The 24,274-nt window shown below is 73.2% G+C and carries 24 protein-coding genes; 23 read left to right on the top strand and 1 reads right to left on the bottom strand.

Going from position 1 to position 24,274, the window contains the following annotated elements:
• The first annotated feature begins 199 nt into the window (after positions 1–199).
• From DEI86_RS15950 to DEI86_RS16015, 13 genes are all read left to right on the top strand, one after another.
• Positions 200–1,525: an FAD-binding oxidoreductase gene (locus DEI86_RS15950; protein ID WP_181439821.1), complete on the top strand. Its 1,326-nt coding sequence runs from the start codon at positions 200–202 to the stop codon at positions 1,523–1,525.
• A complete protein-coding gene (locus tag DEI86_RS15960) occupies positions 1,522–3,054 on the top strand; it encodes an aldehyde dehydrogenase family protein (protein ID WP_181439822.1) in 1,533 nt (510 codons plus the stop codon). Before DEI86_RS15950 ends, DEI86_RS15960 begins: the two co-directional genes overlap by 4 nt.
• A complete protein-coding gene (locus DEI86_RS15965; protein WP_111012917.1) occupies positions 3,051–3,641 on the top strand; it encodes a UbiX family flavin prenyltransferase in 591 nt (196 codons plus the stop codon). Before DEI86_RS15960 ends, DEI86_RS15965 begins: the two co-directional genes overlap by 4 nt.
• The gene (gene hutH, locus DEI86_RS15970) at positions 3,638–5,188 is read left to right on the top strand and encodes a histidine ammonia-lyase (protein ID WP_111012918.1); all 1,551 of its coding nucleotides are present in this window, start codon (positions 3,638–3,640) and stop codon (positions 5,186–5,188) included. Before DEI86_RS15965 ends, hutH begins: the two co-directional genes overlap by 4 nt.
• A complete protein-coding gene (locus DEI86_RS15975; RefSeq protein WP_111050161.1) occupies positions 5,185–6,612 on the top strand; it encodes a UbiD family decarboxylase in 1,428 nt (475 codons plus the stop codon). Before hutH ends, DEI86_RS15975 begins: the two co-directional genes overlap by 4 nt.
• Before the next feature lie 30 nt (positions 6,613–6,642).
• Positions 6,643–7,329 (top strand): IclR family transcriptional regulator, encoded by a 687-nt coding sequence (locus DEI86_RS15980; protein ID WP_111012920.1) that lies wholly within the window; start codon positions 6,643–6,645, stop codon positions 7,327–7,329.
• A gap of 110 nt (positions 7,330–7,439) precedes the next feature.
• On the top strand, positions 7,440–8,504 hold the full coding sequence (locus DEI86_RS15985) for a LacI family DNA-binding transcriptional regulator (protein WP_111050162.1): 1,065 nt from the start codon (positions 7,440–7,442) through the stop codon (positions 8,502–8,504).
• 1 nt (position 8,505) lies between these two features.
• Entirely contained in the window at positions 8,506–10,008 is a 1,503-nt protein-coding gene (locus DEI86_RS15990; RefSeq protein WP_111050163.1) for a sugar ABC transporter ATP-binding protein, read from the top strand.
• Positions 10,009–10,114: 106 nt separating this feature from the next.
• Complete coding sequence (locus DEI86_RS15995) at positions 10,115–11,086, top strand: ABC transporter permease (RefSeq protein WP_111011670.1); 972 nt, start codon at positions 10,115–10,117, stop codon at positions 11,084–11,086.
• Between the two features lie 140 nt (positions 11,087–11,226).
• The gene (locus DEI86_RS16000; protein ID WP_111011669.1) at positions 11,227–12,168 is read left to right on the top strand and encodes a substrate-binding domain-containing protein; all 942 of its coding nucleotides are present in this window, start codon (positions 11,227–11,229) and stop codon (positions 12,166–12,168) included.
• Positions 12,165–13,088, top strand: coding sequence for a ribokinase (locus DEI86_RS16005; protein ID WP_111012922.1), 924 nt, complete (start codon positions 12,165–12,167; stop codon positions 13,086–13,088). The genes DEI86_RS16000 and DEI86_RS16005 overlap by 4 nt, the downstream gene beginning before the upstream one ends.
• Positions 13,085–13,468, top strand: a complete 384-nt coding sequence (rbsD, locus tag DEI86_RS16010; RefSeq protein ID WP_111050164.1) for a D-ribose pyranase — start codon at positions 13,085–13,087, stop codon at positions 13,466–13,468. The genes DEI86_RS16005 and rbsD overlap by 4 nt, the downstream gene beginning before the upstream one ends.
• Positions 13,469–13,583: 115 nt before the next feature.
• The gene (locus DEI86_RS16015) at positions 13,584–14,057 is read left to right on the top strand and encodes a GNAT family N-acetyltransferase (RefSeq protein ID WP_181434723.1); all 474 of its coding nucleotides are present in this window, start codon (positions 13,584–13,586) and stop codon (positions 14,055–14,057) included.
• A 102-nt stretch (positions 14,058–14,159) separates the two neighbouring features.
• On the opposite strand, the gene DEI86_RS16020 is transcribed toward DEI86_RS16015, so the two are convergent.
• On the bottom strand, positions 14,160–14,933 hold the full coding sequence (locus DEI86_RS16020; protein ID WP_111036316.1) for an IclR family transcriptional regulator: 774 nt from the start codon (positions 14,931–14,933) through the stop codon (positions 14,160–14,162).
• A 178-nt stretch (positions 14,934–15,111) separates the two neighbouring features.
• On the opposite strand from DEI86_RS16020, the gene DEI86_RS16025 reads away from it, so the two are divergent.
• The 10 genes from DEI86_RS16025 to DEI86_RS16670 form a co-directional block, all read left to right on the top strand.
• A complete protein-coding gene (locus DEI86_RS16025; RefSeq protein WP_111050166.1) occupies positions 15,112–16,800 on the top strand; it encodes a urocanate hydratase in 1,689 nt (562 codons plus the stop codon).
• Complete coding sequence (locus DEI86_RS16030; protein WP_111050167.1) at positions 16,797–18,029, top strand: allantoate amidohydrolase; 1,233 nt, start codon at positions 16,797–16,799, stop codon at positions 18,027–18,029. The genes DEI86_RS16025 and DEI86_RS16030 overlap by 4 nt, the downstream gene beginning before the upstream one ends.
• Positions 18,026–19,339, top strand: coding sequence for a formimidoylglutamate deiminase (locus tag DEI86_RS16035; RefSeq protein ID WP_111050168.1), 1,314 nt, complete (start codon positions 18,026–18,028; stop codon positions 19,337–19,339). Before DEI86_RS16030 ends, DEI86_RS16035 begins: the two co-directional genes overlap by 4 nt.
• Complete coding sequence (gene hutI, locus DEI86_RS16040; protein ID WP_111036313.1) at positions 19,336–20,532, top strand: imidazolonepropionase; 1,197 nt, start codon at positions 19,336–19,338, stop codon at positions 20,530–20,532. The genes DEI86_RS16035 and hutI overlap by 4 nt, the downstream gene beginning before the upstream one ends.
• Positions 20,529–21,119 carry a HutD family protein gene (locus tag DEI86_RS16045; protein ID WP_181439823.1) on the top strand — a complete coding sequence of 197 codons (591 nt, stop codon included), beginning with the start codon at positions 20,529–20,531 and terminating at the stop codon, positions 21,117–21,119. Before hutI ends, DEI86_RS16045 begins: the two co-directional genes overlap by 4 nt.
• Before the next feature lie 157 nt (positions 21,120–21,276).
• The gene (locus DEI86_RS16950) at positions 21,277–21,411 is read left to right on the top strand and encodes a hypothetical protein (protein WP_258368802.1); all 135 of its coding nucleotides are present in this window, start codon (positions 21,277–21,279) and stop codon (positions 21,409–21,411) included.
• Complete coding sequence (locus tag DEI86_RS16050; protein WP_111011666.1) at positions 21,411–21,611, top strand: hypothetical protein; 201 nt, start codon at positions 21,411–21,413, stop codon at positions 21,609–21,611. Before DEI86_RS16950 ends, DEI86_RS16050 begins: the two co-directional genes overlap by 1 nt.
• Positions 21,612–21,656: 45 nt before the next feature.
• On the top strand, positions 21,657–22,241 hold the full coding sequence (locus DEI86_RS16055) for a MarR family transcriptional regulator (protein ID WP_111012930.1): 585 nt from the start codon (positions 21,657–21,659) through the stop codon (positions 22,239–22,241).
• A 72-nt stretch (positions 22,242–22,313) separates the two neighbouring features.
• Positions 22,314–23,837 (top strand): sugar porter family MFS transporter, encoded by a 1,524-nt coding sequence (locus tag DEI86_RS16060; RefSeq protein WP_309146574.1) that lies wholly within the window; start codon positions 22,314–22,316, stop codon positions 23,835–23,837.
• A 186-nt stretch (positions 23,838–24,023) separates the two neighbouring features.
• Positions 24,024–24,274, top strand: a 251-nt coding sequence (locus tag DEI86_RS16670) for a hypothetical protein (protein ID WP_220038539.1), incomplete at its 3' end; no start/stop codon positions are given.

Below are 24,274 nucleotides of genomic sequence, written 5' to 3' on the forward strand. Positions count from 1 at the left end.
GCGGGGGCTGGGTGCCGGTGGGTGGTGCGACGAGCGGGTGGTTCCGGGGTGGGGGGAGCGCCGGGGTGGCGTTTGTTAACTCCCCGTTACGAGTTGGCGGTCCGACCCTGGACGACGTTTTGCCGCTGTGTGGGATGCAGTACCGTCAGGCAGCAAACGTACTGGCGGTGGCAGCACGCCCTCTACCCGGAAACAAGAAATGAACCAACTCGTAACACGCCCGAAAAACTCGGGCCGCACGGCGGACGTCGTCGTGATCGGCGCCGGGGTGCTCGGTTGCGCGATCGCGGTGAGCGCGCTCCGCACCGGGCGGCGGGTGACTGTGGTCGACGGGAACCGGACCGCGGGGTTCGGGTCCACGAGTTCCTCCGCCGGCATCATCCGCGTCCACGCGTTCGACGCCGAGAGCTCGGCGATGGCCGCCGAGTCGGTGCTCGCGTGGGAGGACTGGCGGACCGTCACCGAGACCCCGGCCGAGCAGGAGGTCGCCCGGTTCGTGCGGTGCGGCTCCTACCTGCTCGAGGACGACGGGGTGCTCGACACCATGGCCGGCGTCATGGACCGGGCCGGCGTGCGGTACCACGAGGTCGACGGCGACGCGCTCGCCGCGGCCCTGCCGTGGATCGACACGCGCCGGTTCGGGCCGCCGAGCCGCACCGACGCCGCCGAGTTCTGGCGCGAGCCCGACGGCCGGTTCGAACGCGCCCTGCACACGCCGTCCTCCGGCTACGTGGGCGACCCCGCCCTCGCGGCGCAGAATCTCGCCGGACAGGCCGCACGGCTCGGCGCCGTGTTCCTGCTCGGTGCGCGCGTGGTCGCGATCGACGACCCCGTCGCCGGGTCGACCGTCCTCCGCCTCGCAGACGGGTCGACGGTCGAGGGGGCGACGGTCGTGAACGTGGCCGGGCCCGGCTCGCGGGCCGTGAACGCCCTCGCGGGCGTGGGCGGCGACTTCCGCGTCCGGCTCGAGGCGCAGCGGCACGAACTGCACTGGTTCCGCATGCCCGAGGGCGTGGACATGGCCCGGGACGGCGCCCACATCGTCGACGGCGACCTCGGCCTCAACTTCCGTCCCGACGGCGAGGGGGCCGTGCTCGTCGGGGGCAACGGTGCCGCGGTCGACGGGGTCGAGACGATCGACGACCCCGACGCGCTCGTCGCCACCCCCACGCGGGCCTCGTGGTTCCGCGACGCGGCGCGCCTGGCCCGCCGCGTCCCCGGACTGCGCGTCCCCGCGACGCCGAGCGGACTGGCCGGTGTGTACGACGTCACCGAGGACTGGCTGCCCGTCTACGACCGCACCGACCGCGACGGCTTCTTCGTCGCCATGGGCACGAGCGGCAACCAGTTCAAGACCGCGCCCGTGGTGGGGGACCTCGTCGTCGCGCTGCTCGAGGCCACCGACGCCGGGCGCGACCTCGACACCGACCCCGTGGCCGTGACCCTCCCCCGGACCGGCCGGACCATCGACACCGCGGCGTTCTCCCGGCGCCGCACCCCGCAGACAGGAGCGTCCCGAGGATGACGACCACCAGCACGACCCCAGCCGGCGCGACCCCCGCCGCCGACGCCGACCCCACCGCTCCGCGGTACGCGGAGACCCTCGCCGCCTTCTGGCCGGACGGCCGCCCCCGCAACTTCGTCGGCGGACGGTGGACGGACGCCGCGGCCCGCGCGGTGACCCACGACCCCTCGACGGGCACCCCCTACACGGACGTGCCCGAGACCTCGCGCGCCGAGGTCGACGAGGCCGTCGCGGTGGCACTCGCCGCGCAGCCCGCTTGGGCCGCCCGGACGGTGAGCGACCGCGCCGCCGTGCTCGGAGCCCTGCGCGCGGCGCTCGCCGAGCACGGCGAGGCCCTGGCCCGACTCGAGGCCATCGACAGCGGGAACCCGATGCCGTCCACCCGCCGCGACGTCGGCCTCGCCCTGCGCTACCTGCAGGAGTGGCCGGGGATCGCGCTCGCCCAGGCGGGGCGCGTCACCCGCCCGCACGCGGACGGCATCTCGATCGTCACGAGCGAGCCGTACGGGGTGGTCGGCAAGATCATCGCCTACAACCACCCGAGCCTGTTCGCGCTCGCCGGTCTGGTGTTCCCGCTCCTCGCCGGCAACACCATCGTCATCAAGGCCGCCGCGCAGACCCCCGTCGCGACGCTCGCCCTCGGCGCGCTCCTGCAGGACACGGTCCCGCCGGGCGTCGTCAACATCGTCTCCGGCGGTGTGGAGGCCGGGGACGCGCTCGTCGTGCACCCCCGCGTCAAGCGCATCGCGTTCACCGGCAGCGACCGCACGGCCGTCGCCATCCAGTCCCGCCTGTCCGAGAGCGGGACGGTCAAGCACTTCTCCGCCGAGCTCGGCGGCAAGAACCCGTTCGTGATCTGCGCCGACGCCGACCTCGACGAGGCCGCGGCCGCCGCCTTCGCCGGGCTGAGCTTCACCGTCAGCGCCGGCCAGTCCTGCCAGGCGACCGCGCGGATCCTCGTGCACGAGTCCGTGCACGACGCCGTCGTCGAACGGATGGCGGCCCGCATGGACGCACTCCGGCTCGGGGCCGCGTACGACGAGACCACCGAGATGGGTCCGCTCGTCTCCGCCGCCCAGCGGGACCGGGTGCTCGACCACGTGCGCTCGGCGGTCGACGAGGGCGCCCGGCTCGTCACCGGCGGGCACGTGGTGGACCGCCCGGGGTACTTCGTCGAGCCGACTCTGTTCACCGACACCACCGCCGCCATGCGCATCGGCCGCGAGGAGGTCTTCGGCCCGGTCGCGATCACGCAGCGGTTCCGCGACGAGGCCGAGGCGATCGCGCTGGCGAACGAGGGTGCCCTCGGGCTCAGCGCGGCGGTCTGGACGAACGACCTCGACCGCGCGCTCCGGCTCGGCAGCGCGATCCGCGCGGGGTACGTGTGGGTCAACGACGCGAACCGGCACTACCCCGGATCGCCCTTCGGCGGCGCGGGCGGCAGCGGTGTCGGGCGCGAGGAGTCCGTCGAGGAGTACCGCAGCTACTCCGAGTCGAAGGCGCTCAACATCCGGGTGCGTCCCGCATGACCCGGCGCATGGTCGTCGGCATCACCGGCGCGAGCGGCGCCGCGTACGGCATCCGGCTCCTCGACGAACTCCGCGTGCTCGGGATCGAGTCGCACCTCGTCATGTCGAAGGCCGCGGAACTCACGCTCGCGTACGAGTCCGACCTGACCCCGCGCGAGGTCCGCGCGAAGGCCGACGTCGTCCACGCCGTGCACAACGTCGCGGCGAGCATCGCCTCGGGGTCCTTCCGGACGATGGGCATGGTCATCGCGCCGTGCTCGGTCCGCACCCTCGGCGAGATCGCGAGCGGGGTCTCCTCGAGCGTCCTGACGCGCGCCGCGGACGTCACCCTCAAGGAGCGCCGGCCCCTCGTGCTCATGCTGCGCGAGTCACCGCTCAACCTCATCCACATCCGCAACCTCGAGACGGTGACGCTCGCGGGTGCGACCGTGTGCCTCCCGGCCCCCGCCTTCTACAACCGCCCGCAGACCGTCGACGAGATCGTCGACGACGGTGTCGGGCGGCTCCTCGACCAGTTCCACCTCGAGTCCACGCTCATCCGGCGTTGGACCGACGACCACCCAGCCCCGACGGAGGACGCATCGTGACCACCACCATCGACATCAGCCCCGACGGCGCCACCCTCGCCGAGCTCCGCGCCCCGTTCCGCGGACCCGTGCGCGTGCGGCTCCGTCCCGAGGCCGCCGAGGCCGTGGAGGCCGGCCACCGGGTCATCGCCGACGCGATCGAGCGCGGTGACGTCGTGTACGCGGTGAACACGGGCTTCGGCAAGCTCGCCGACCGCCGCATCTCGCCGGAGGACCTGGTCGAGCTGCAGCGTCGACTCATCGCCTCGCACATGGTCGGCGTGGGCGACCCGCTCCCCGACGACGTCGTCCGGGCGGCGCTCTTCATCAAGCTCCTCTGCCTCGTGCAGGGGCACTCGGGTGTGCGCCGCGTCATCGTCGACACGATCGTCGCGATGCTCGAGGCCGACGTCCTGCCGGTCGTGCCGAGCCAGGGATCCGTCGGTGCGTCCGGCGACCTCGCCCCGCTGTCGCACCTCGTCGGCGCGATGACCGGGATCGGCGCGGTCCGCATCCAGGGCGTCGAGCACCCGGCGACCGAGGGCCTCCGGTCCGTCGGGATCGATCCGGTCGTCCTCGGGCCGAAGGAGGGCGTCGCGCTCATCAACGGCACGCAGATGTCGACCGCGCTCGCGCTCCGCGGGCTGTTCCAGGCCGAGAACGTGCTCAACGCGGGGCTCGCAGCCGGTGCGCTCACGCTCGAGGCGACGGCCGGGCGCCAGATGGCCCTCGACGAGCGCATCCAGCGCATCCGCCGCCAGCCCGGACAGATCCGGACCGCGGCAGCGCTCCGCGCGCTCGTGGCCGACAGCGTCGTGCTCGACACCGAGTTCGAGGGTCGGCGACTGCAGGACCCGTACAGCCTGCGCTGCATGCCGCAGGTGATGGGGGCCTCCCTCGACCTGCTCGAGAACGCGTCGCGCGTACTCGAGCGCGAGTCGAACGCCGTCTCCGACAACCCGCTCATGTTCCCCGAGGACGGGATCGTGCTCTCCGGCGGCAACTTCCACGGGCAGCCCGTCGCGTTCGCCGCGGACACGATCGCCATGGCGCTCTGCGAGGTCGGCTCGCTCGCCGAGCGCCGCACCGCCATGCTCATGGACACCTCGATGAGCGGGCTGCCGCCGTTCCTCGTGCAGGGCGCCGGTCTCAACTCGGGATTCCTCATGGCGCAGGTGACGTCCGCCGCGCTCGTCGCCGAGAACCGCGCGAGCGCGTTCCCGGCGAGCGTCGACTCGATCCCGACGTCCGCCGGCCAGGAGGACCACGTCAGCATGGCGACGCACGCCGGCACCCGACTGGCCCGGATGGCGCGCAACGCGGCGTACGTCGTCGCGATCGAGCTCCTCGCCGCGGCGCAGGGCAGCGACCTCCGGAGCGAGGGCGCCTCGGCACCCGGACTCGTCCCCGTCTACGAGGCGGTGCGCGAGCGTGCGGCTCGTCTCGACGACGACCGCGTGCTCGCCGGCGAGATCGAGGCGGTCGCCGCGGACGTGCTCGCCGGGCGGTACAACACCGCCGGGTCGGTCGTCGTCGCGGGGCTCGCACAGGACGGCGACGCACGATGAGCCGCCTCGACCTGCGGAGCTGGCTCACGACGCTCGGTGCGGACGAGCTGCTCGAGGTCGACCGCCGGGTCCGCCCGGGCGGGGAGATCGCCGCCGTCGTCAAGGGCCTCGAGCCGCACGGGGCACCGGGCGTGCTCTTCCGCGACGTCGAGGGTTCCGAGCTCCCGGTGCTCATGGGCGTGTTCGGCAAGCGCTCCCGCGTCGCGTCGGCTCTGGGCGTGCCCGTGCGCCAGGCGCTGGACCACGTGCTCGCGGTCCAGCGCGGACCGGTGCCCGACGCGGTCGTCGTCGAGGACGCACCGGTGCACGAGGTCGTCGTGACCGGCGACGACGTCGACCTCGGCGCACTGCCCTTCGCGGTGCACTCGCGCGCCGACGCCGGGCGGTACGTCACCGCGGGGGTCGTCATGGTCCGGGACCCGGCGACGGGGTCGATCAACACGGGGATGTACCGGCTGATGATCACGGGCCGGAACACGATCACGGTGAACGCCGCGCCCGACCACGACCTCGGGCGTGTCCTCGCCGCCGCCCGCGAGGACGGCCGGACGGTCGAGATCGCCGTCGTCATCGGTCACCACCCCGCCTACGCGATCGCCTCGCAGCTCAAGAACCCCGTGACGATCGACGCGCACGGCCTCGCCGGGGCCCTGCTCGGCGACCCGCTCGCCGTCACGCCCGGGCGCACGGTGGACCTGCCGATCCCGGCCGACGCCGAGCTCGTGCTCGAGGCCGTCGTCGACCCGGCCGACCGCGTCGACGAGGGCCCGTTCGGCGAGTTCTCGTACCACTACGGCAAGGCGCAGGCGCCGGTGGCGACGATCACCGCGGTCACGCGACGGGCGGACGCGCTGTTCCAGGACCTCCACCCGACCCATGCCGAGCACCTGTGTCTGTGGCTCTTCCCCGGACGGGAGGCGCGCCTCCTGGACGCCGTCCGGCGTGCGGTCCCCGGGACGGTCGACGTCCGCATCCCGTTCCGCGGCGGCGCGTTCAGCGCCTACATCGCGGTGCGGAAGCGTCGTCAGGGCGACGGCAAGCAGGCGCTGCTCGCGGCGTTCGCCGCCGACCACTTCCTCAAGACCGTCGTCGTGGTCGACGACGACATCGACGTGCACGACGAGCCCGGCGTGCTCTGGTCCGTGAACGTCCGGTTCCAGGCGGATCGCGACCTCATGGTGCTCGGCGACATGAAGGGCATCCGGATGGACCCGAGCGCACACCAGTTCACGACGGAGCGGGGGTCGGACGCGCTCACGGCGAAGCTCGGGTTCGACACCACCCGGCCGCTCACGGGGTTCCCCGAGCGCTCGGACCTGCCGCCCGAGGGCTTCGAGGACCTCGACGCGCTCGGGTACCTCGACCCGTCGCTCCGGGAGCACATCACCGCCGCGGCCCGCGTCCGACAGACTGTGGGGGAGTGAGCGGCGGCATGAGGGGGAGGGGCGGCGCGGATGCCTGACCAGAGCGACGGGACCGGTGGCGCGCGGAGCGTGGAGCGCGCACTGCGGTTGCTCGAGGCCATCGCGTCCTCATCGTCCGGGATGACCCTGAGCGAGGCGGCGCGCGCCGTCGACCTGCCGACGAGCACGGTCGCGCGCCTCCTCCGCACCCTCGAGCCGAGTCGGTTCCTCGCGCGCGACGGCGGGACCTACACGGCCGGTCCGCGGATCCTCCAGATCGGCGCCGTGGCGATCTCGAACCTCGCGCTCTTCGACATCGCGGAGCCGCACCTCGTCGACCTCTCGGACTTCACGGGCGAGACGGCCTACCTGGCGGTCCCCGACGGCCCGGACCACGCGGTGTACCTGCGCCAGGTCGAGAGCCGGAGCGCGATCCGGCACGCGACCTGGACCGGCCGGTCCATCGACACCACGGGCACCGCGCTCGGCGCGGCGCTCACCGGGGACACCGGCGACCAGGGCTTCGCCGTCTCGCGGGGGACCGCCGTGGAACCGGACGCCGCCGCCGCCGCGGCCGCGGTGCACGACGGCGACGGCCGCACCGTCGCCGCGCTGAGCGTCATCGGCCCGTCGTTCCGGATCTCCGACGACGACCTGCAGCGGTTCGGGCGGCGGGTGCGGGAGCGGGCGGACCTGCTGGGGCGGCAGCTCGCGGGCGGCGGTCACGGCGCGCGCTGACCCACCCCTCGGGGACCGAGTCATTTGACATCCCCGCGGCGCTCCCCGTACAGTCGTGGAATCGATCCCATGGAATCGATTCCACGACTCGCCCAACGGAGTGCTCACCGATGAACACCGTCACCATCAAGGACGTCGCCGCGCGCGCCGGCGTCTCGGCGGCGACCGCGTCGCGGGTGCTCTCGGGCAACCCGGCGACGTCCGAGGACTCCCGTCGGCTCGTGGAACAGGCCGCGCGCGACCTCGACTTCCGGCCGAACCTGCAGGCCCGGGCGCTCCGCTCGACCCGCACGGACACCATCGGCCTCCTCGTCTCGGACGTGCGGAACCCGTTCTTCGCGGACCTCGCGCACACCGTCGAGCAGGCCGCGCTCGAGACCGGGTACGTGACCATGCTCGGCAACGCGAACGAGCGTGCCGAGCAGCAGAACCGGTACCTCGACACCCTCATCGCCCGGCGGGTGGACGGCGTGATCGTGGCGCCGCAGGGCGACGACACCGAGACGGTCCAGCAGCTGGTCGACCGGGGCATCCCGACGGTGTTCGTCGACCGCGTCGTCCCCGGCATCGACGTGCCGACCGTCACGACGGACAGCAGCACGGGCATCCGCCAGACGGTCGAGCACCTGGCCGCCCTCGGGCACACCCGCATCGGCTACATCGCCGGCCCGCAGAGCGTCTCGACCGGTCGCGAGCGGTTCGAGGCCTACCAGGACGCGATCGTCACGGCAGGGGTGAGCGCCGACCCGGACCTCGTCGTGTTCGGTGACTTCCAGGCCGCGTCCGGGTCGGCCGGGGTGAGCGCGCTGCTCGCCCTCGACGAACCGCCCACCGCGATCTTCGCCGCGGACAGCCTCATGGCGGTGGGTGCGATCGCGATCCTGAACCGGCTCGGCCTCCGCATCGGCGTCGACATCGCCCTCGTCGCGTTCGACGACATCGAGTGGTTCTCGCTGCTCGAACCGGCGCTCAGCGTCGTCGCCCACAGCGTCGAGGACATGGGCCGCGTCGCCGTCGAACTCCTGCTCGACGTCATCGCCGGCAACCACCCCGCCTCCGTCCGCCTGCCGAGCGAGCTCATCGTCCGGGCCTCGTCGGCCGACCCCATCGCCACCGATCGGCAGACCGCATCGTCGCGCTCCGCCAACGAACCGTCCCGTCCCGGGAGGAACTGACATGTCCCCGCAGCCACTCATGACGCTCGATCGCGTCAGCAAGTCGTTCGGACCGGTCCAGGTCATCACCGACGTCACCCTCGAGGTGCACGCCGGGAAGGTGCAGGTGCTGCTCGGCGAGAACGGCGCCGGCAAGTCGACGCTCATCAAGATGATGTCCGGCATCCACCAGCCCGACGGCGGTCGCATCCTCGTCGACGGCCGCGAGGTCACGATCCCGTCCGTGACCGCGGCTGAGGAGCTCGGCATCGCCACGATCCACCAGGAGCTCAACCTGGTCGGGTCGCTCAGCGTCGCGGAGAACGTGATGATGGGCCGGATCCCGACCCGGTTCGGCCTGGTCGACCGGAAGGCACTCCGTCGTCAGGCCGAGGCGGCGCTCGCCACCATCGGTCTCGACGTCGACGTCATGACGCCGGTGTCGAGCCTGGGGATCGCGCGGCAGCAGCTGGTCGAGATCGCGAAGGCGCTCAGCCAGGAGGCCCGGATCCTGATCCTCGACGAACCCACCGCCGCGCTGACCCGCCACGAGACCGAGGCCCTCTTCCGCGTCGTGGCGGACCTCCGCGCCCGCGGCGTCGGCATGCTGTTCATCAGCCACCACCTCGACGAGATCGTCGAGATCGGGGACACGGTCGCCGTGCTCCGGGACGGACACTTCGTCGCCGAGGTGCCGGCCACCACGCCCGAGCAGGAACTCGTCGGGCTCATGGTCGGCCGGAGCATCGAGGAGCAGTACCCCTCGGGTACCGCGGTGATCGACACCGCGTCCGAGGTGCTCCAGGTCGAGCACCTGACCTCGGCCGGTCGCTTCGAGGACGTCAGCTTCTCCGTGCGCGCCGGCGAGATCGTCGGCGTCGCGGGCCTCGTCGGCGCCGGGCGCACCGAGCTCGTCCGTGCCATCGCGGGCGCCGACGGCTACGACTCGGGAACGGTCCGCGTCCGCGGTCAGGTGCTGCCGAAGAAGAGCATCGCGGCAGCGGTCCGCGCGGGCATCGGACACGTCCCCGAGGACCGGAAGGCACAGGGCCTCGTCCTCGGTGCGTCCGTCAACGACAACCTCGGGTACGCGACCCTCGCCTCCACCGCGCGCGGTGGCCTCGTCGACTTCGCCGGGCAGAAGCGCCGGGCCGAGGAGGTCGCGAACCGGCTGCGGATCCGGATGCACGACATCGGCCAGCCGATCGGCTCGCTGTCCGGCGGGAACCAGCAGAAGGCCGTGTTCGGTCGGTGGATCCTCGCCGGGTCGAGCGTGCTGTTGCTCGACGAACCCACCCGCGGCGTCGACGTCGGCGCGAAGGTCGAGATCTACGAGCTCATCAACACGATCACGGCGGCGGGCGGTGCGGTCGTCATGGTGTCGAGCGAGCTGCCCGAGGTGCTCGGCATGAGCGACCGCGTGCTCGTCATGCGGGACGGCCGCATCGCCGGCGAGATCCCCGGGTCCGAAGCGACCGAGGACCGCGTCATGACCCTGGCCGCCCGCGACGTCGAGACCGTCTGAGTCCCGGGGCACCGCCCCCACCCCGCCACGTCACGACCGCCCCGAGCGGACGGTCGTTCCTCCCCCCACGCGTACAGCGCAGTACCCATCAGAAAGCACCCGTCGCATGTCAACGACCACCGTGAAGGCCCCCGCGCGGTCCTTCTCCTTCAAGAAGTTCCTCGCCGACAACGGGGCGCTGGTCGGCCTCGTCGTCCTCTGCATCGCCCTGTTCATCGCGACGCCGGACTTCCTCACCGGCCGCAACATCATCAACATCGGCATCCAGGTCTCGACCGTCGCGGTGCTCGCGTTCGGCGTCACGTTCGTCATCGTGGCCGGCGGGATCGACCTCTCGGTCGGCTCCGTGGCCGCACTGTCCGCGATGGTGTCCGGCTGGTTCTTCAGCACCGCGGGCCTCCCGGGCTGGCTCGCCCTGCTCGGCGGCCTCGTCGCCGGCCTGCTCGCCGGGGTCGTGAACGGCCTCGCCGGCGCCTACGGCAAGCTGCCCTCGTTCATCGCCACCCTCGCGATGCTCAGCGTCGCCCGCGGCCTGACCCTCGTGATCTCCGACGGCAACCCCGTGCCGACCTCGCCGCAGGTGTCGTTCCTCGGCGGCGACATCGGGCCCGTGCCCGTGCCGATCATCGTGCTCGTCCTCGCGGCGCTCGTCGCCTCGTTCATCCTCAACCGCACCGTCCTCGGCCGCTCGATGTACGCCGTCGGCGGGAACGCGGAGGCCGCGCGCCTGTCGGGTCTGCCGGTCAAGCGCATCGTCGTCATCGTGTTCGGCCTGTCCGGGCTGTTCGCCGCGCTCGCCGGGCTGCTGCTCGCAGGGCGCCTCGACTCCGCCCAGCCGCAGGCGGCCAGCGGGTACGAGCTCGACGCGATCGCCTCGGTCGTGATCGGCGGCGCCTCGCTCGCGGGCGGTGTCGGTCGGATCTCGGGCACCTTCATCGGCGCGCTCGTGCTCGTCGTGATCCGCAACGGCCTCAACCTGCTCAACGTCAGCTCGTTCTGGCAGCAGGTCGTCATCGGCCTCGTCATCGCGCTCGCCGTCGGTGTCGACGTGCTCCGCCGCAAGACGCGCAGCAGCTGACCGCGAACCGCCCCGGCGGGCGCCGGCGGGCCGGTGGCCGCCAGCCGGTCGGGAGGCGACCCTCCCGGCACACCGACCCCCCACCAGTACGACTCCCTCATCCCCCCACCAGCACCACAGACAGACCAAGGACCCCAACGATGCAGTTCTCCTCCTTCCAGAAGGTCGCCACCGTCGGCACCGTCGCCGCCCTCGTCATGCTCGGCGCCTCGGGCTGCAGCCGCTTCGGCGGCGGCTCCGGCGGCGACCAGAAGGTCGTGCTCGCGCTCTCGACCCTCAACAACCCGTTCTTCGTCGAGGTGCGCGACGGCGCGAAGGCCGAAGCGAAGAAGAAGGGTGTCGACCTCGAGGTCGTCGACGCGCAGAACGACTCCGCGCAGCAGGCCAACCAGCTGCAGACCGCGTCCTCCGGCAGCGCCAAGGCCATCATCGTCAACCCCGTCGACTCCGACGCCGCCGGCCCGTCGGTCAAGGCGCTCAACAAGGCGGACATCCCCGTCGTCGCCGTCGACCGCACGGTCAACGGTGCGGACGTCGACTCGTTCATCGCGAGCGACAACGTCGCCGGCGGCAAGCAGGCGGCGGACGACCTGGCCAAGGCGATCGGCAAGAAGGGCGACATCCTCGTCCTCGAGGGCCAGGCGGGCACGTCGGCCGCCCGTGACCGCGGCAAGGGCTTCACCGAGGGGATCAAGCAGTACCCCGGCATCCACGTCGTCGGCGAGCAGACGGCGAACTTCGACCGCGCCACCGCGCTCGACGTCACCACGAACCTGCTGCAGGCCCACCCCGACATCGTCGGCATCTTCGCGCAGAACGACGAGATGGCCCTCGGGGCGATCAAGGCACTCGGGTCGAAGGCGGGCTCGAGCGTCGAGGTCGCGAGCTTCGACGGCGAGGACGACGGCCTCGCCGCGATCAAGGACGGCACGCTGAGCAGCACCATCGCCCAGCAGCCGGCGAAGCTCGGCTCGCTCGCGATCGACCAGGCGCTCAAGGCGATCGACGGCAAGGCCACGAAGACCGTGTCGGTCCCGGTGCTGTCGGTCACCAAGAGCAACGTCGACACCTTCAGCAAGTGAGCACGGCCGCCGGAACCGTGGTCGTCGTCGGATCGCTCAACGTCGACCAGGTCGTCACCGTCGACCGGCACCCGTCCCCGGGTGAGACGCTGATCGCCACCTCGATGACCCTCCTGCCCGGCGGCAAGGGCGCGAACCAGGCCGTGGCGGCCGCCCGTCGGGGCGCCGCCACGGTCATGGTGGGGCTCGTCGGCGATGACGGATCCGCGGAGGTCGCCACGGTCCTCCTGGCCGAGAGCGGGGTGGACGTCGCGCACGTCGGCGTCGTCGACCAGCCCACCGGGCTCGCGACGGTCACGGTCGACGCGACGGGGGAGAACACCATCGTCGTCGTGCCGGGGGCCAACGCCGCGATGACCGCGGAGGCCGTCGATCGCGTCGCGTCCGTCGTGGCCGAGGCGGCCGTCGTCGTCATGCAGGGTGAGATCCCGGCCGCCGGGATCGCCGCCGCGGCCCGTCACGCCCGTGGTCGCGTCGTGCTCAACCTCGCACCCGTCATCGACGTCGACGCCGCGGTCGTCCGTCTCGCCGATCCGCTCGTCGTGAACGAGCACGAGGCGGCCCTCGTCCTCGCGCGACTCGTGCCGGGAGGCGCGGTGCCGGCGGACGAGGAGGCGCTCGCGGTCGCGCTGCTCGCGCAGGGCATCCGCACGGTCGTCATCACCCTCGGCGCGCGCGGCGCGGTCGTCGCGGACGCGACCGGCACCACCGCGGTGCCGTCACCCCGGGTCGACGCGGTCGACACGTCCGGCGCGGGCGACGCGTTCGTCGGCGCCCTCAGCGCGAGCCTCGCGGCCGGGGAGTCCCTGCTCGACGGCGTCCGGCACGCGGTGCGGGTCGGTGCGTTCGCCGTGCAGGGGGCCGGGACGCAGCCGTCGTACCCGACGCTCGACGACACCCTGCCGGAGGTGACCGCGTGAAGCGCGCCGGCATCCTCAACGCCGAGCTCAACGCCGGTCTGAGCCACCTGGGACACGGGGACCTCGTCGTCGTCGCTGACTGCGGTCTGCCGATCCCGCCGGGCGTCCCGCTCGTCGACCTGGCCGTCGTCCACGGGGTGCCGCGGTTCGAGGACGTCCTCGACGCGCTCCTCGGCGACGCCGTGTTCCAGGACTGCATCGCGGCGGAGGAGGTCGTGGGCACCGAGGCCGAGGGGTGGATCACCGCACGGTTCGACGGCGTCCGGCACGTGGATCACGAGGCGCTGAAGCGGATGTCCGCGGGCGCCAAGCTGTTCGTCCGCACCGGTGAGGCGACGCCGTTCGCGAACGTCGTGCTCGTGTGCGGCGTGCCGTTCTGACGTGCTCGGGCTGGTGCCGGGCGGACGCGCCGGGCGTGCCGACGCGCCCGGTGGACCCGTCGCCGCTAGCGTGAGCACACTCCCGAACCGTGCGCATGGAACGAGGCGATCCCCGGTGCCCTACCTCAAGCCCGAGCCCTGGTCGTTCACCATCGCGCCCGAGCCGTACGACGCCGAGAGCGCGATCCGCCTCCGTGCCGCTGCCCGGATCGAGCTCAACAGCGTCAACGCCGGACCGGACCTCGGTCCCGAGCTCACGGCCGACGAGGTGCCCGTGCACCTGCTCGCCCGGGACAGCGCGGGCGTCCCGATCGGGTGTGCGGGGCTCACGCCGGTCCAGGACGGGGTCCACGAGGTCCGGAAGCTCTACGTCCGGTCCGACGCGCGGAGTCTCGGCGTGGCCGATGCGCTCCTGGAGCACCTGATCGCTGCCGGCCGCGAACTGGGCGCCCCGGCCCTGGTCATGGAGACGGGATCCCAGGCGACGCAGACCGTCCGGTTCCTCGAACGATCCGGGTTCTCGCGGATCGCGCCGTTCGGCCGCTACGCCGACAACCCGAGCTCGGTCTGCTTCGCGCGGGTGCTCTGACCGCCTGCGCCCCTGGTGACCCGCCATGAGTCGACGGTGTTGGTGTCGGACGACGCGCACCCGGTCGGAAACAGGCGGATCCCGGGGCGGGGGGATGGCGGCTCAGCCAGTGGTGGCGGGGCCCGCCACGCGGCGCTGCAGCTCCCGCGCGAACGGCCGGACGCGCTCGGCGAGCTCGGGCCACCGTTCCTCGGCGTAGTCCTCGGTGCGGAACGTGACGGCGATCGACGCGACGGGCCACCCCGTGCTGTCGCGGACGCAGAGTGCGACGGACGCGAGCCCGGCGCTCACGCCCTCGTGCTCCCACGCGAACCCGCGCGCCCGGGTGGCGGCGAGCACGGTGCGGAGACCGCGGGGGTCGCGGGGGTCGTCCCCCTCGGCGAACACGGTCCGATCGGGGAACAGGGCGCGGATCTGGGGGGCGTCGAGCTCGGCGAGCATCGCCCGACCGCTCGCGGTGACGTGGCTCGGCAGTCGGACCCCGACGTCCGAGACCAGGACGGGGCGGTGCGGGGCGCGCTCCTCGAGGACGTAGACGACGTCGCGGCCCTGGAGGACGGCGATGTGCGCGCTCTCGCCGAGTCGGTCGACGAGCGAGCCGAGGACGGGGGCGCCGAGCCGGGCGAGCGGCGCCTGCCGGAGGTACCCGGACCCGAGCTCGAACGCGGCGACGCCGATCCCGTACCGCCGCTCCTCGGGGTAGTGCACGACGAACCCCTCGGCCTCGAGCGCGGCGAGCAGGTGGTACGTCGACGACCGGGGCAGGCGGAGTTCGCGGGCGACGGCCGCAGCGGTCACGGGCCCGCGTTGGGCACCGAGGTACCGGAGCAGCCGGACGGCGTTCGTGGCGGCGGGGACAGGGCGGGGCTCGGCCACGGTCCTCCCGTCCGTCCTGCGGCCGCCGGGGTGCGTGACGGGCCGGATCGACCGCCACGTGACGGGGCTGTTTCCGCCGCGTGACGCGTCTCGTATCCGAGACCCTAGTGCCTCCGGACTCGCTGTGCCGGCGACGGGGGTGCGCTGTCATGGGGACGACGACGATCCGGAGGACCCCTTGACCGACACCACCACGCACTCGGTGCGCGCGCCGCGCGGCCCCGAGATCACCGCCCGCTCGTGGCAGACCGAAGCCCCGATGCGGATGCTCATGAACAACCTCGACCCCGAGGTCGCCGAACGCCCCGAGGACCTCGTGGTCTACGGGGGCACCGGGCGGGCGGCGCGCAGCTGGGCCGCGTACGACGCGATCGTGCGGACGCTGCGTGAGCTCGAGGCGGACGAGACCCTGCTCGTCCAGTCGGGCAAGCCGGTCGGTGTGTTCCGCACGCACGAGTGGGCGCCGCGGGTCCTCATCGCGAACTCGAACCTCGTGGGCGACTGGGCGACCTGGCCCGAGTTCCGGCGCCTCGAGCAGCTCGGGCTGACGATGTACGGGCAGATGACCGCGGGCTCCTGGATCTACATCGGGACGCAGGGCATCCTGCAGGGCACGTACGAGACCTTCGCGGCTGTCGCGGCGGAGCGCGCCGCGCGAGCGGGCGAGGACGAGCGGACCGCGTCGCTCGCGGGCACGCTGACGCTGACCGGTGGTGCCGGTGGCATGGGTGGGGCGCAGCCCCTCGCCGTCACGTTGAACGGCGGCGCCGTGCTCGTGGTCGACGTCGACGCGGCACGGATCGCCCGCCGCGTCGACCACGGCTACCTCGACGAGATGACCGAGGACCTCGACGACGCGCTCGACCGGGTGCTCGCCGCCAAGGCCGACCGTCGGCCGCTGTCCGTCGGACTGGTCGGCAACGCCGCTACCGTGTTCACGGAGATCCTGGAGCGGGGCGTCGCCGTCGACGTCGTCACCGACCAGACCAGTGCGCACGACCCGCTGAGCTACCTGCCCGAGGGCTACACCGTCGACGAGTGGCACGAGCGCGCCGCGGCCGACCCCGAGGGCTTCACCGCCGACGCGCGGGCGAGCATGGCGAAGCACGTCGCCGCGATGGTCGGGTTCCTCGACGCGGGTGCCGACGTGTTCGACTACGGCAACTCGATCCGACGCGAGGCCGAACTCGGCGGGTACGACCGGGCGTTCGCGTTCCCCGGGTTCGTGCCGGCGTACATCCGCCCGCAGTTCGAGGAGGGCCGTGGACCGTTCCGCTGGGCGGCGCTGTCCGGCGACCCGGAGGACATCGCCAAGACGGACCGCGCGATCCTCGAGCTGTTCCCCGAGAACGAGCGCCTGCGCCGGTGGATCGAGGCCGCGGGCGAGACGGTGCACTTCGAGGGACTGCCGGCCCGGATCTGCTGGCTCGGCTACAAGGAGCGGCACCTCGCCGGCCTCGCGTTCAACGCGATGGTGGCGAGCGGCGAGCTGAGCGCCCCCATCGCGATCGGCCGCGACCACCTCGACTCCGGATCGGTCGCGTCCCCCTACCGCGAGACCGAGGCCATGAAGGACGGGTCCGACGCGATCGCCGACTGGCCGCTCCTCAACGCCCTGCTCAACACCGCGTCGGGCGCGACCTGGGTGTCGATCCACCACGGCGGCGGTGTCGGCATCGGCCGGTCGATCCACGCCGGGCAGGTCGTCGTCGCCGACGGCACGGACCTCGCCGCGCAGAAGATCGAGCGGGTGCTGACGAACGACCCCGGCACCGGGGTGATGCGGCACGTCGACGCCGGGTACGAGCACGCCGCCGACGTCGCCCGCGAGCGCGGGCTGCACATCCCGATGATCGAGGAGGCGTGACCACGAGCAGCACGGACGCCGTCGCGCTCCTCCGCGAGCTCGACGACATCGGACGCGATCCCGTCCGCGGCGGGCACAGCCGACACCTCCTCGACGACGCGGACCGCGCGATGCGGGCCTGGTTCGTCGCGGCGGCGGAGGGCATGGGCCTCCGTGTCGAGGTGGACGGCAACGCCAACGTGTGGGCGACCTGGGACGTCGACGACGTCACGGACGACCTCCCCGCGGTCGTGACCGGCAGTCACCTCGACTCGGTGCCCGGCGGCGGCGCGTACGACGGCCCGCTCGGCGTCGTGACCGCACTCGCCGCGGTCGCCCGGTTGCAGGCGGACGCGCACCGGCCCTCCCGCCCGCTCCGGGTCGTCGTGTTCGCCGAGGAGGAGGGCGCGCGCTTCGGCGTCGCGTGTCTCGGATCCGGGCTCATGACCGGCGCCGTGTCGCCCGAGCGGGCGCGCGCGCTCACCGATCCGACGGGCGTGCGGCTCGCCGACGCGTTCACGGCGGCCGGGCTCGACCCGGGGCGGATCGGACCGGACCCCGACCGGCTGGCGGGCATCGCCGCGTTCCTGGAGCTGCACGTCGAGCAGGGACGGCAGCTGGCGCCGCTCGACGCGTCCGTCGGCCTGGCGACGACGATCCTCGCGCACGGACGCTGGTCGGTCCGCATCGAGGGTCGCGGCGACCACGCCGGCGCGACCGAGCTCGCGGACCGGCGTGACCCCGTGCTCGTCGCCGCCGAGGTCGTGCGCGGTGCGCGGGCCCGGTCGCTCGCCGCACCCGCCGCCGCGCGGGCCAGGGCGACCGTGGGCCGGATCGGCGTTGTCCCGGGCGGCACGAACGCCATCGCGTCGTCGGTCACGCTCTCGCTCGACGCCCGCGCCGAGCAGGACGCGGACGTCCGTGCGCTCGTCGACGCGATCGGCCGGGAGGCCCGATCGGCGGCCGCCGCGGAGGGGTGCGTCGTCGAGGTGGCCGAGGAGTCGTTCAGCCCGCGTGTCGCGTTCGACACCACGCTGACGGACCGCATGGCCACCGTGCTCGGCGAGCCCCCACGGGTTCCGACGGGCGCGGGGCACGACGCCGGTGTGCTCAGCGCCCACGTCCCGACCGGCATGCTGTTCGTCCGCAACCCGGACGGCGTCTCGCACGCACCGGGAGAGTCCGCGTCCGACGACGACGTGCGGGCCGGCGTCGACGCGCTCGTCGCCGTGCTCCGGGAGCTGACGTGAGGGTCCAGCTGGGGCGCCTGGTGCTGCCGGACGTCGTCACCGGGCCGCTGACCGTCGACCTCGACGGCGACGGCGTGGTGACCGCGGTCGAGCCCGGTGCGGGACGCGCGGACCTCGTGGTCGACACGGCGGTCCCCGCGTTCGCGAACACACACTCGCACGCGTTCCACCGCCTGCTCCGCGGCCGGACGAACGCGGGCGGCGGGGACTTCTGGACGTGGCGGACCCGCATGTACGCGGTGGTCGCGGCCCTCGACCCGGACGCCCTGCACGACGTGGCGCTCGCCGTGTACGGCGAGATGGTCGCCGCCGGGTACGGCGCGGTCGGCGAGTTCCACTACCTGCACCACCGGGACGACGGCACCCCCTACCCCGCGCACGACATGGAGCTGGCGCTCGCGGCCGCCGCGGCGAGCACCGGGATCCGTCTGACCCTCCTCGACACCTGCTACCTGTCCGCCGGGTTCGGAGCCCCGCTCGAGGGCGCGCAACGTCGGTTCGGCGACGGCTCGGTCGAGCGCTGGACGGAGCGGTGGTGGGCGCTGCGGGACGTCCTGGCCCGCGAACACCCGACCGTGACGCTCGGAGCCGCCCTGCACTCCGTCCGGGCCGTGTCCGAGCACGAGGCCGCACGTGCCGTCGAGCTCCTGCCGCCCACCGTTCCGCTGCACGTGCACCTGTCCGAGCAGCCGGCCGAGAACACCGCGAGCACGGCGGCCACCGGACTGACGCCGACCGCGCTGCTCGACCGGGCCGGCGCCCTGGCCGCGCGGACGACCGTCGTCCACGCGACCCACCTGACCGACGAGGACGTCCGCCTGCTCGGCACCGCGCGGGTCGGGGTGTCGATGTGCCCGACGACCGAGGCCGACCTCGGGGACGGACTCGGCCGCGCCTGGGACCTGGCCGACGCCGGGGCCGTGGTCAGCATCGGCTCGGACCAGAACGTCGTCGTCGACCCGTTCGAGGAGCTCCGCGGTGTCGAACGCGGTGCGCGGCTCGCGGCCGGGCGTCGCGGCGTCTTCACCCCGTCCGAGCTCTGGCGTGCCGGCGGGGTGGACGGGCACCGGGCACTCCGGCCCGCGGGTGCCCCCGTCCCCACCGGCGGGCCGGTCGTCGGCGCCCCCTTCGACGTCGTCGGCATCGATCCGCGGTCCGTCCGCACCGCCGGATCCGCCCCGGAGGAGCTGCTCCACACTGCGACCGCGGCGGACGTCACCGCGGTCGTGCTCGGCGGACGGCTCCGCGACCCGGCCCGAGCGCGCGCCGACACCGTGGCCGTCACCGATCGGTTCCGAGGTGGAGCATGAGCGAACTCGTCACCGGGATCGGCCTGCTCGCGACGCTCGACCCCGGACTCGGCGAGGGGCCGCTCGGCCTCCGCCACGACGCCGCGCTCGTGCTCGACGGCGACCGGGTCGCCTGGGTCGGGGACGCTGCCGCCGCGCCGGCCGCCGACCGCCGCACCGACGTCGCGGGCGCGTGTGTCGTGCCGGGGTTCGTCGACAGCCACGCGCACATGGTGTTCGGGGGTGACCGCACCGACGAGTTCGCCGCCCGGATGGCGGGCCGTCCCTACGCCGCGGGCGGCATCCGCACCACGGTGCGCGCGACCCGGGCGGCGACGGAGGAGGCCCTGGTCGCCCGGACGTCCCGCCTGCTCGACGAGGCCCTGCGCTCGGGCACGACGTCGGTCGAGATCAAGAGCGGCTACGGCCTGACCGTCGAGGACGAGGCGCGGCTGCTCCGGATCGCCGCGCGGTTCACCGACGACACGACGTTCCTCGGCGCGCACGTCGTCCCCGAGGAGTCCGCGGGTGACCGGAGCGCCTACGTCGACCTGGTGGCCGGTGCGATGCTCGAGGCCTGCCGACCCCACGCCCGATGGATCGACGTCTTCTGCGAGGAGGGCGCGTTCGACGTCGACGAGGCACGACGGATCCTGCTCGCCGGGCAGGCGGCGGGGCTCGGTCTCCGGGTGCACGCGAACCAGCTGACCGCGTCCGGAGCGGCACGCCTCGGGGTGGAGCTCGGGGCCGCGAGCGTCGACCACTGCACGTTCCTCGACGACGACGACGTGGACGCACTCGCCGGGTCGAGCACCGTCGCGACGTTCGTGCCCGGGGCGGAGTTCTCGACACGGCAACCGTTCCCGTCGGTCGCGCGCCTCCGCGACGCGGGTGTCCGGACGGCGATCGCGACGGACTGCAACCCCGGATCGTCCTTCACGACCGCGATGCCCTTCTGCATCGCGCTCGCGGTGACGCAGATGGGCATGACGCCGGACGAGGCCCTCGCGGCCGCGACCACCGGGGGTGCCGCCGCACTCCGACGGGACGACGTCGGCGTCCTGCGCGTGGGCAGTCGCGCGGACCTCGTCGTGCTCGACGCGCCCTCGTACGTCCACCTGGCGTACCGGCCGGGCGTGCAACTCGTCGCGGGGGTCTGGCGTTCCGGCGTCCGGACGGAGCGCTGGGCCGCCGCGGATCCCGCGGTCCGGTGACCGAGCTCGTCCGGTTCGCCGACGTCGAGCCCGGGCCCTGGGCCAACGGCGGCGGCGTGACGTGGGAACTGGCCCGCGGGCCCTCGGCGTCCCCCACGTGGGACTGGCGGATCAGCATCGCCGCGGTCGAGGCACCCGGTCCGTTCAGCACGTTGCCGGGTGTGGACCGCACGCTCGTGTGCCTGGGGCCGGAGCCGCTCGCGCTCACGGTCGCGGATGCCGTGCAGATCGTCCCACCGTTCGGATCGGTCACGTTCACCGGCGAGGAGGCCGTGGCCGCGACGAGCACGACCGCGACCCGCGACCTCAACGTGATGACCCGGCGGGGGCGCGCGGGGGCGGACGTCGCCGTGGTCGACGTCGATCCGGGTGTCGAGGCGGAGGTCCTCGCGGACGCGGCCGATCTGACCGTCGTCGTCGCGCTGGACGGCCGGACAGCGATCGCCGAGCCGGCCGCGCTCGGTCCGGACGGGCCTCCGACGCCACTGGCGCCGGGCGATGCGGTCCTCTTCGACCACCTGGACGCGCGCCTCCGCGTCCGGGGATCCGGGCTCGTCTGCCTGGTCCGGATCCGGACGCGCCGCTGACGCGGTTCACGATCTGTCCGTTTTCCGAACGGAACGAACAGATCGACTACTGTTTCGTTGCGCGAGTAGTTCACGATGTGGCATTCTTTTGCCGTGCCCGACCCCGGGCATCATCACCCCGATCGCGCCCGGCGACGCCGCCAGAAACGAGACCATGATGAGCATCGCGCAGCCCCACCCCCGGGTCTCCGGGACCTCCTTCATCGACCCGTCGAGTGCCGCGCTCGACCGGTTCCCGCCGACGCAGCCGATCGACATGCGGCCGCTGCTCGCCGATCGGGGTGTCTGCTGATGCACAGCACGTACCAGGCCTGGTCCGGCGCCGGCACGATGCGCGCGGGCGCGGGTCGACGCTACGGACTGACCGACCCGGCCGTCATCGACGCCTACGTCTCGCGTCGGGTCGAGGACCCGCGCCTGCTGTCCGGGCGGGGATCGGGCGCCGCGAGCGGCCCGAGCTACGCCGACTTCTTCGCGGCACCCACCGCGTAGCATCCACGCCACCGGAACGACCGACCAGAAGGACCACATCCGCCGATGCCGTTGACCGTCGTCCGCCGCGAAGCGCGGCACCTGTACGCACGAGAGCCGCGGAGCGCGGCCGCTCGCCAGGCCGTCGACGCGCTCCTGGGCGTGCAGAGCGCCGAGGAGCAACAGATCGAGCGCGCCCGGGTCGCGAGCGGCCTGACGAAGAACGAGTTCCACGCCATCCGCTACCTGCTCCAGGCGCAGCGTGACGAGCGGGCCATGGGCCCCAAGGACCTCGTCGTCATGCTCAACGTGTCGAACGCGTCGGTCACCAAGATCGTCGACGAGCTCGAGCGCAAGGGCGACCTCCGGCGGGTGGCGCACCCGAGCGACCGGCGCGCGCAGGTCCTCGAGCCGAGCGAGCAGGCCGCCCGCAAGATCGACGCCGCGTACGAGCGGTTCCACGAGTCCGTCGTGGACGTCTTCGACCGGCTGTCCGACGAGGACAACGCCGTCGTGACCCGTGTGCTGACGACCCTGACGACCGCCATGGCCGAGCGGGCCGCCGCCGAGACGGCCTCCACACCGGCTGTCCCCGCCGACGGATCCACCGGACAGGAGCAGCTGAGCGACCACGCGGACGCCGCTCGATAGCGTCGATTCCTCCCCCTCCGAGCGACGGCCCGACCGTCGGGTCTCCGACGGGGCGGATCACGAGGAGCGATGGTGGCGACGCGGAGCACGACAGCCGGGGGAGCCGACACGACGGGGCGACCTGCACCGGGCGGACGGGCCCTGCCACCGCTGACCCCGGGTCCGTACTCGCGACGGCTCGGGTTCGTCGCGGTCGTCGCGACCTTCGGCGGTCTGCTCTTCGGGTACGACACCGGCGTCGTCAACGGCGCGCTCGACTCGCTCACCGCGGATCTCGGGCTCACACCCACGACTGAGGGGCTCGTGACGTCGGCGATCCTCGTCGGGGCGGCGCTCGGCGCGTTCACCACGGGTCGCATCTCCGACCACAACGGTCGGCGACCCACCATCCGCACGCTCGCCGTCGTCTTCTTCGTCGCCGCGCTCGCGTGCGTGCTGTCCCCGACGTGGGAGGTCCTCGTCGCGGCGCGGTTCGTCCTCGGCATCGCCGTCGGCGGGGCGTCCGTCACGGTCCCGGTGTTCCTGGCGGAGCTGTCGCCGACCGAGAAGCGCGGCGGTCTCGTGACCCGGAACGAGCTCATGATCGTGACGGGGCAGCTGGCCGCATTCGCGATCAACGCCGTGATCGGGTCGATCTGGGGCTCCCACACCGACGTCTGGCGGTACATGCTCGCGGTCGCGCTGATCCCCGCCGTCGCGCTGTTCATCGGCATGCTCCGCGTGCCGGAGAGCCCGCGGTGGCTGCTCGGCAAGGGGCGCGAGGACGACGCGCTCGCCGTGCTCCGCACCATCCGCTCGGACGAGCGCGCGGTGGCCGAGATGGCCGAGCTGCACGACCTCGCCGCGGAGGAAGCGGAGGCCCGCTCCGGCCGGATCCTCGATCTGTTCCGCGAGCCGTGGCTGCGCAGGCTCGTGTACATCGGCGGCGGACTCGGCATCGCCCAGCAGGTCACCGGGATCAACTCGATCATGTACTACGGCACGCAGGTGCTGCAGGAGTCCGGGTTCAGCCAGCAGGGTGCCCTGATCGCGAACGTCGGCTCGGGGGTGATCGCGGTCCTCGCCGTCGTGATCGGCCTCCGCTTCATCAACCGACTGGGCCGGCGCACGTTCCTCATCAGCGGGTTCGCGGGCACGACCCTGTTCCATCTGCTGATCGGTCTGGCGTCGGTGATCCTGCCGCAGGGCACGCTCCGCGCGGTGGTCGTCCTCGTGTTCATCATCTGTTTCGTCGGCATCATGCAGGGCACCATCGGGCCACTCGTGTGGCTCATGCTCTCCGAGGTGTTCCCGCTGCGCCTCCGTGGGGCCGGCATGGGGCTCACCGCACTCGTGCTCTGGCTCGCGAACTTCGGGGTCAGCCTGACGTTCCCCATCGCCGTCGCGGCCTTCGGGATCTCGACGACGTTCTTCGTGTTCGCCGTGCTCAACGCCGCCGCGCTCGTGTTCGTGCTCACGGTCGTCCCCGAGACCCGGGGGCGATCGCTCGAGCAGCTCGAAGCCGACTTCGCCACGGGGGCGATCTCGATCCACGGGTCGACGAACGACGTCACGAACGCCCGGTACCAGCAGGACGGCGGGTCGTCACGCCCCTGATCACGCTCCGGCCCACGCGCCCCTGACCGCCTCCGGACGCCCACCCCGCCGACACGACCCCGCCAACTGGGGGTCTGTGAGGTCGCACAGGGGCTGTTGTCGGGCCTCCGCTCGGGCTAGCGTCGTCAGGTCGGCGATCGCAACCCGAATCGGCGCCGGGCACCCCCGACCGCTCAGCCTCCGAGAGTGACCATGCGCACCGTCCGTCTGCCCCTCATCGTCGTCGCCGCCGCCGCCCTCACGGTCACCGGCTCGGCCCTCCCCGCGGTGGCGGACGAGCCGGGAGGCGCGACCACCGCCACGACGTCCGCCGCGTCGACGTCCACCCCCTCCGCCGCGGCGCCCGCGCCGTCGGCGGCCTCGCCCGCGTCCGGGGCCACCGCATCGGCCGCGCCCACCGCGTCGCCGAGCCCCTCGGCCACGACGCCCGCCCCCTC

It is taken from the genome of Curtobacterium sp. MCBD17_028 (assembly GCF_003234875.1).
GTDB lineage: Bacteria > Actinomycetota > Actinomycetes > Actinomycetales > Microbacteriaceae > Curtobacterium.

What these genes read in the sequence shown, in the direction of transcription:
- DEI86_RS15985 (WP_111050162.1), top strand. Translation starts at nt 7,440, where the DNA reads ATGAACACCGTCACCATCAAGGACGTCGCCGCGCGCGCCGGCGTCTCG.
- DEI86_RS16055 (WP_111012930.1), top strand. Translation starts at nt 21,657, where the DNA reads ATGCCGTTGACCGTCGTCCGCCGCGAAGCGCGGCACCTGTACGCACGA.
- DEI86_RS15960 (WP_181439822.1), top strand. Translation starts at nt 1,522, where the DNA reads ATGACGACCACCAGCACGACCCCAGCCGGCGCGACCCCCGCCGCCGAC.
- DEI86_RS15980 (WP_111012920.1), top strand. Translation starts at nt 6,643, where the DNA reads ATGCCTGACCAGAGCGACGGGACCGGTGGCGCGCGGAGCGTGGAGCGC.
- DEI86_RS15965 (WP_111012917.1), top strand. Translation starts at nt 3,051, where the DNA reads ATGACCCGGCGCATGGTCGTCGGCATCACCGGCGCGAGCGGCGCCGCG.
- DEI86_RS16950 (WP_258368802.1), top strand. Translation starts at nt 21,277, where the DNA reads ATGAGCATCGCGCAGCCCCACCCCCGGGTCTCCGGGACCTCCTTCATC.
- hutI (WP_111036313.1), top strand. Translation starts at nt 19,336, where the DNA reads ATGAGCGAACTCGTCACCGGGATCGGCCTGCTCGCGACGCTCGACCCC.
- DEI86_RS15995 (WP_111011670.1), top strand. Translation starts at nt 10,115, where the DNA reads ATGTCAACGACCACCGTGAAGGCCCCCGCGCGGTCCTTCTCCTTCAAG.
- DEI86_RS15990 (WP_111050163.1), top strand. Translation starts at nt 8,506, where the DNA reads ATGTCCCCGCAGCCACTCATGACGCTCGATCGCGTCAGCAAGTCGTTC.
- DEI86_RS16050 (WP_111011666.1), top strand. Translation starts at nt 21,411, where the DNA reads ATGCACAGCACGTACCAGGCCTGGTCCGGCGCCGGCACGATGCGCGCG.
- DEI86_RS16000 (WP_111011669.1), top strand. Translation starts at nt 11,227, where the DNA reads ATGCAGTTCTCCTCCTTCCAGAAGGTCGCCACCGTCGGCACCGTCGCC.
- DEI86_RS15950 (WP_181439821.1), top strand. Translation starts at nt 200, where the DNA reads ATGAACCAACTCGTAACACGCCCGAAAAACTCGGGCCGCACGGCGGAC.
- DEI86_RS15975 (WP_111050161.1), top strand. Translation starts at nt 5,185, where the DNA reads ATGAGCCGCCTCGACCTGCGGAGCTGGCTCACGACGCTCGGTGCGGAC.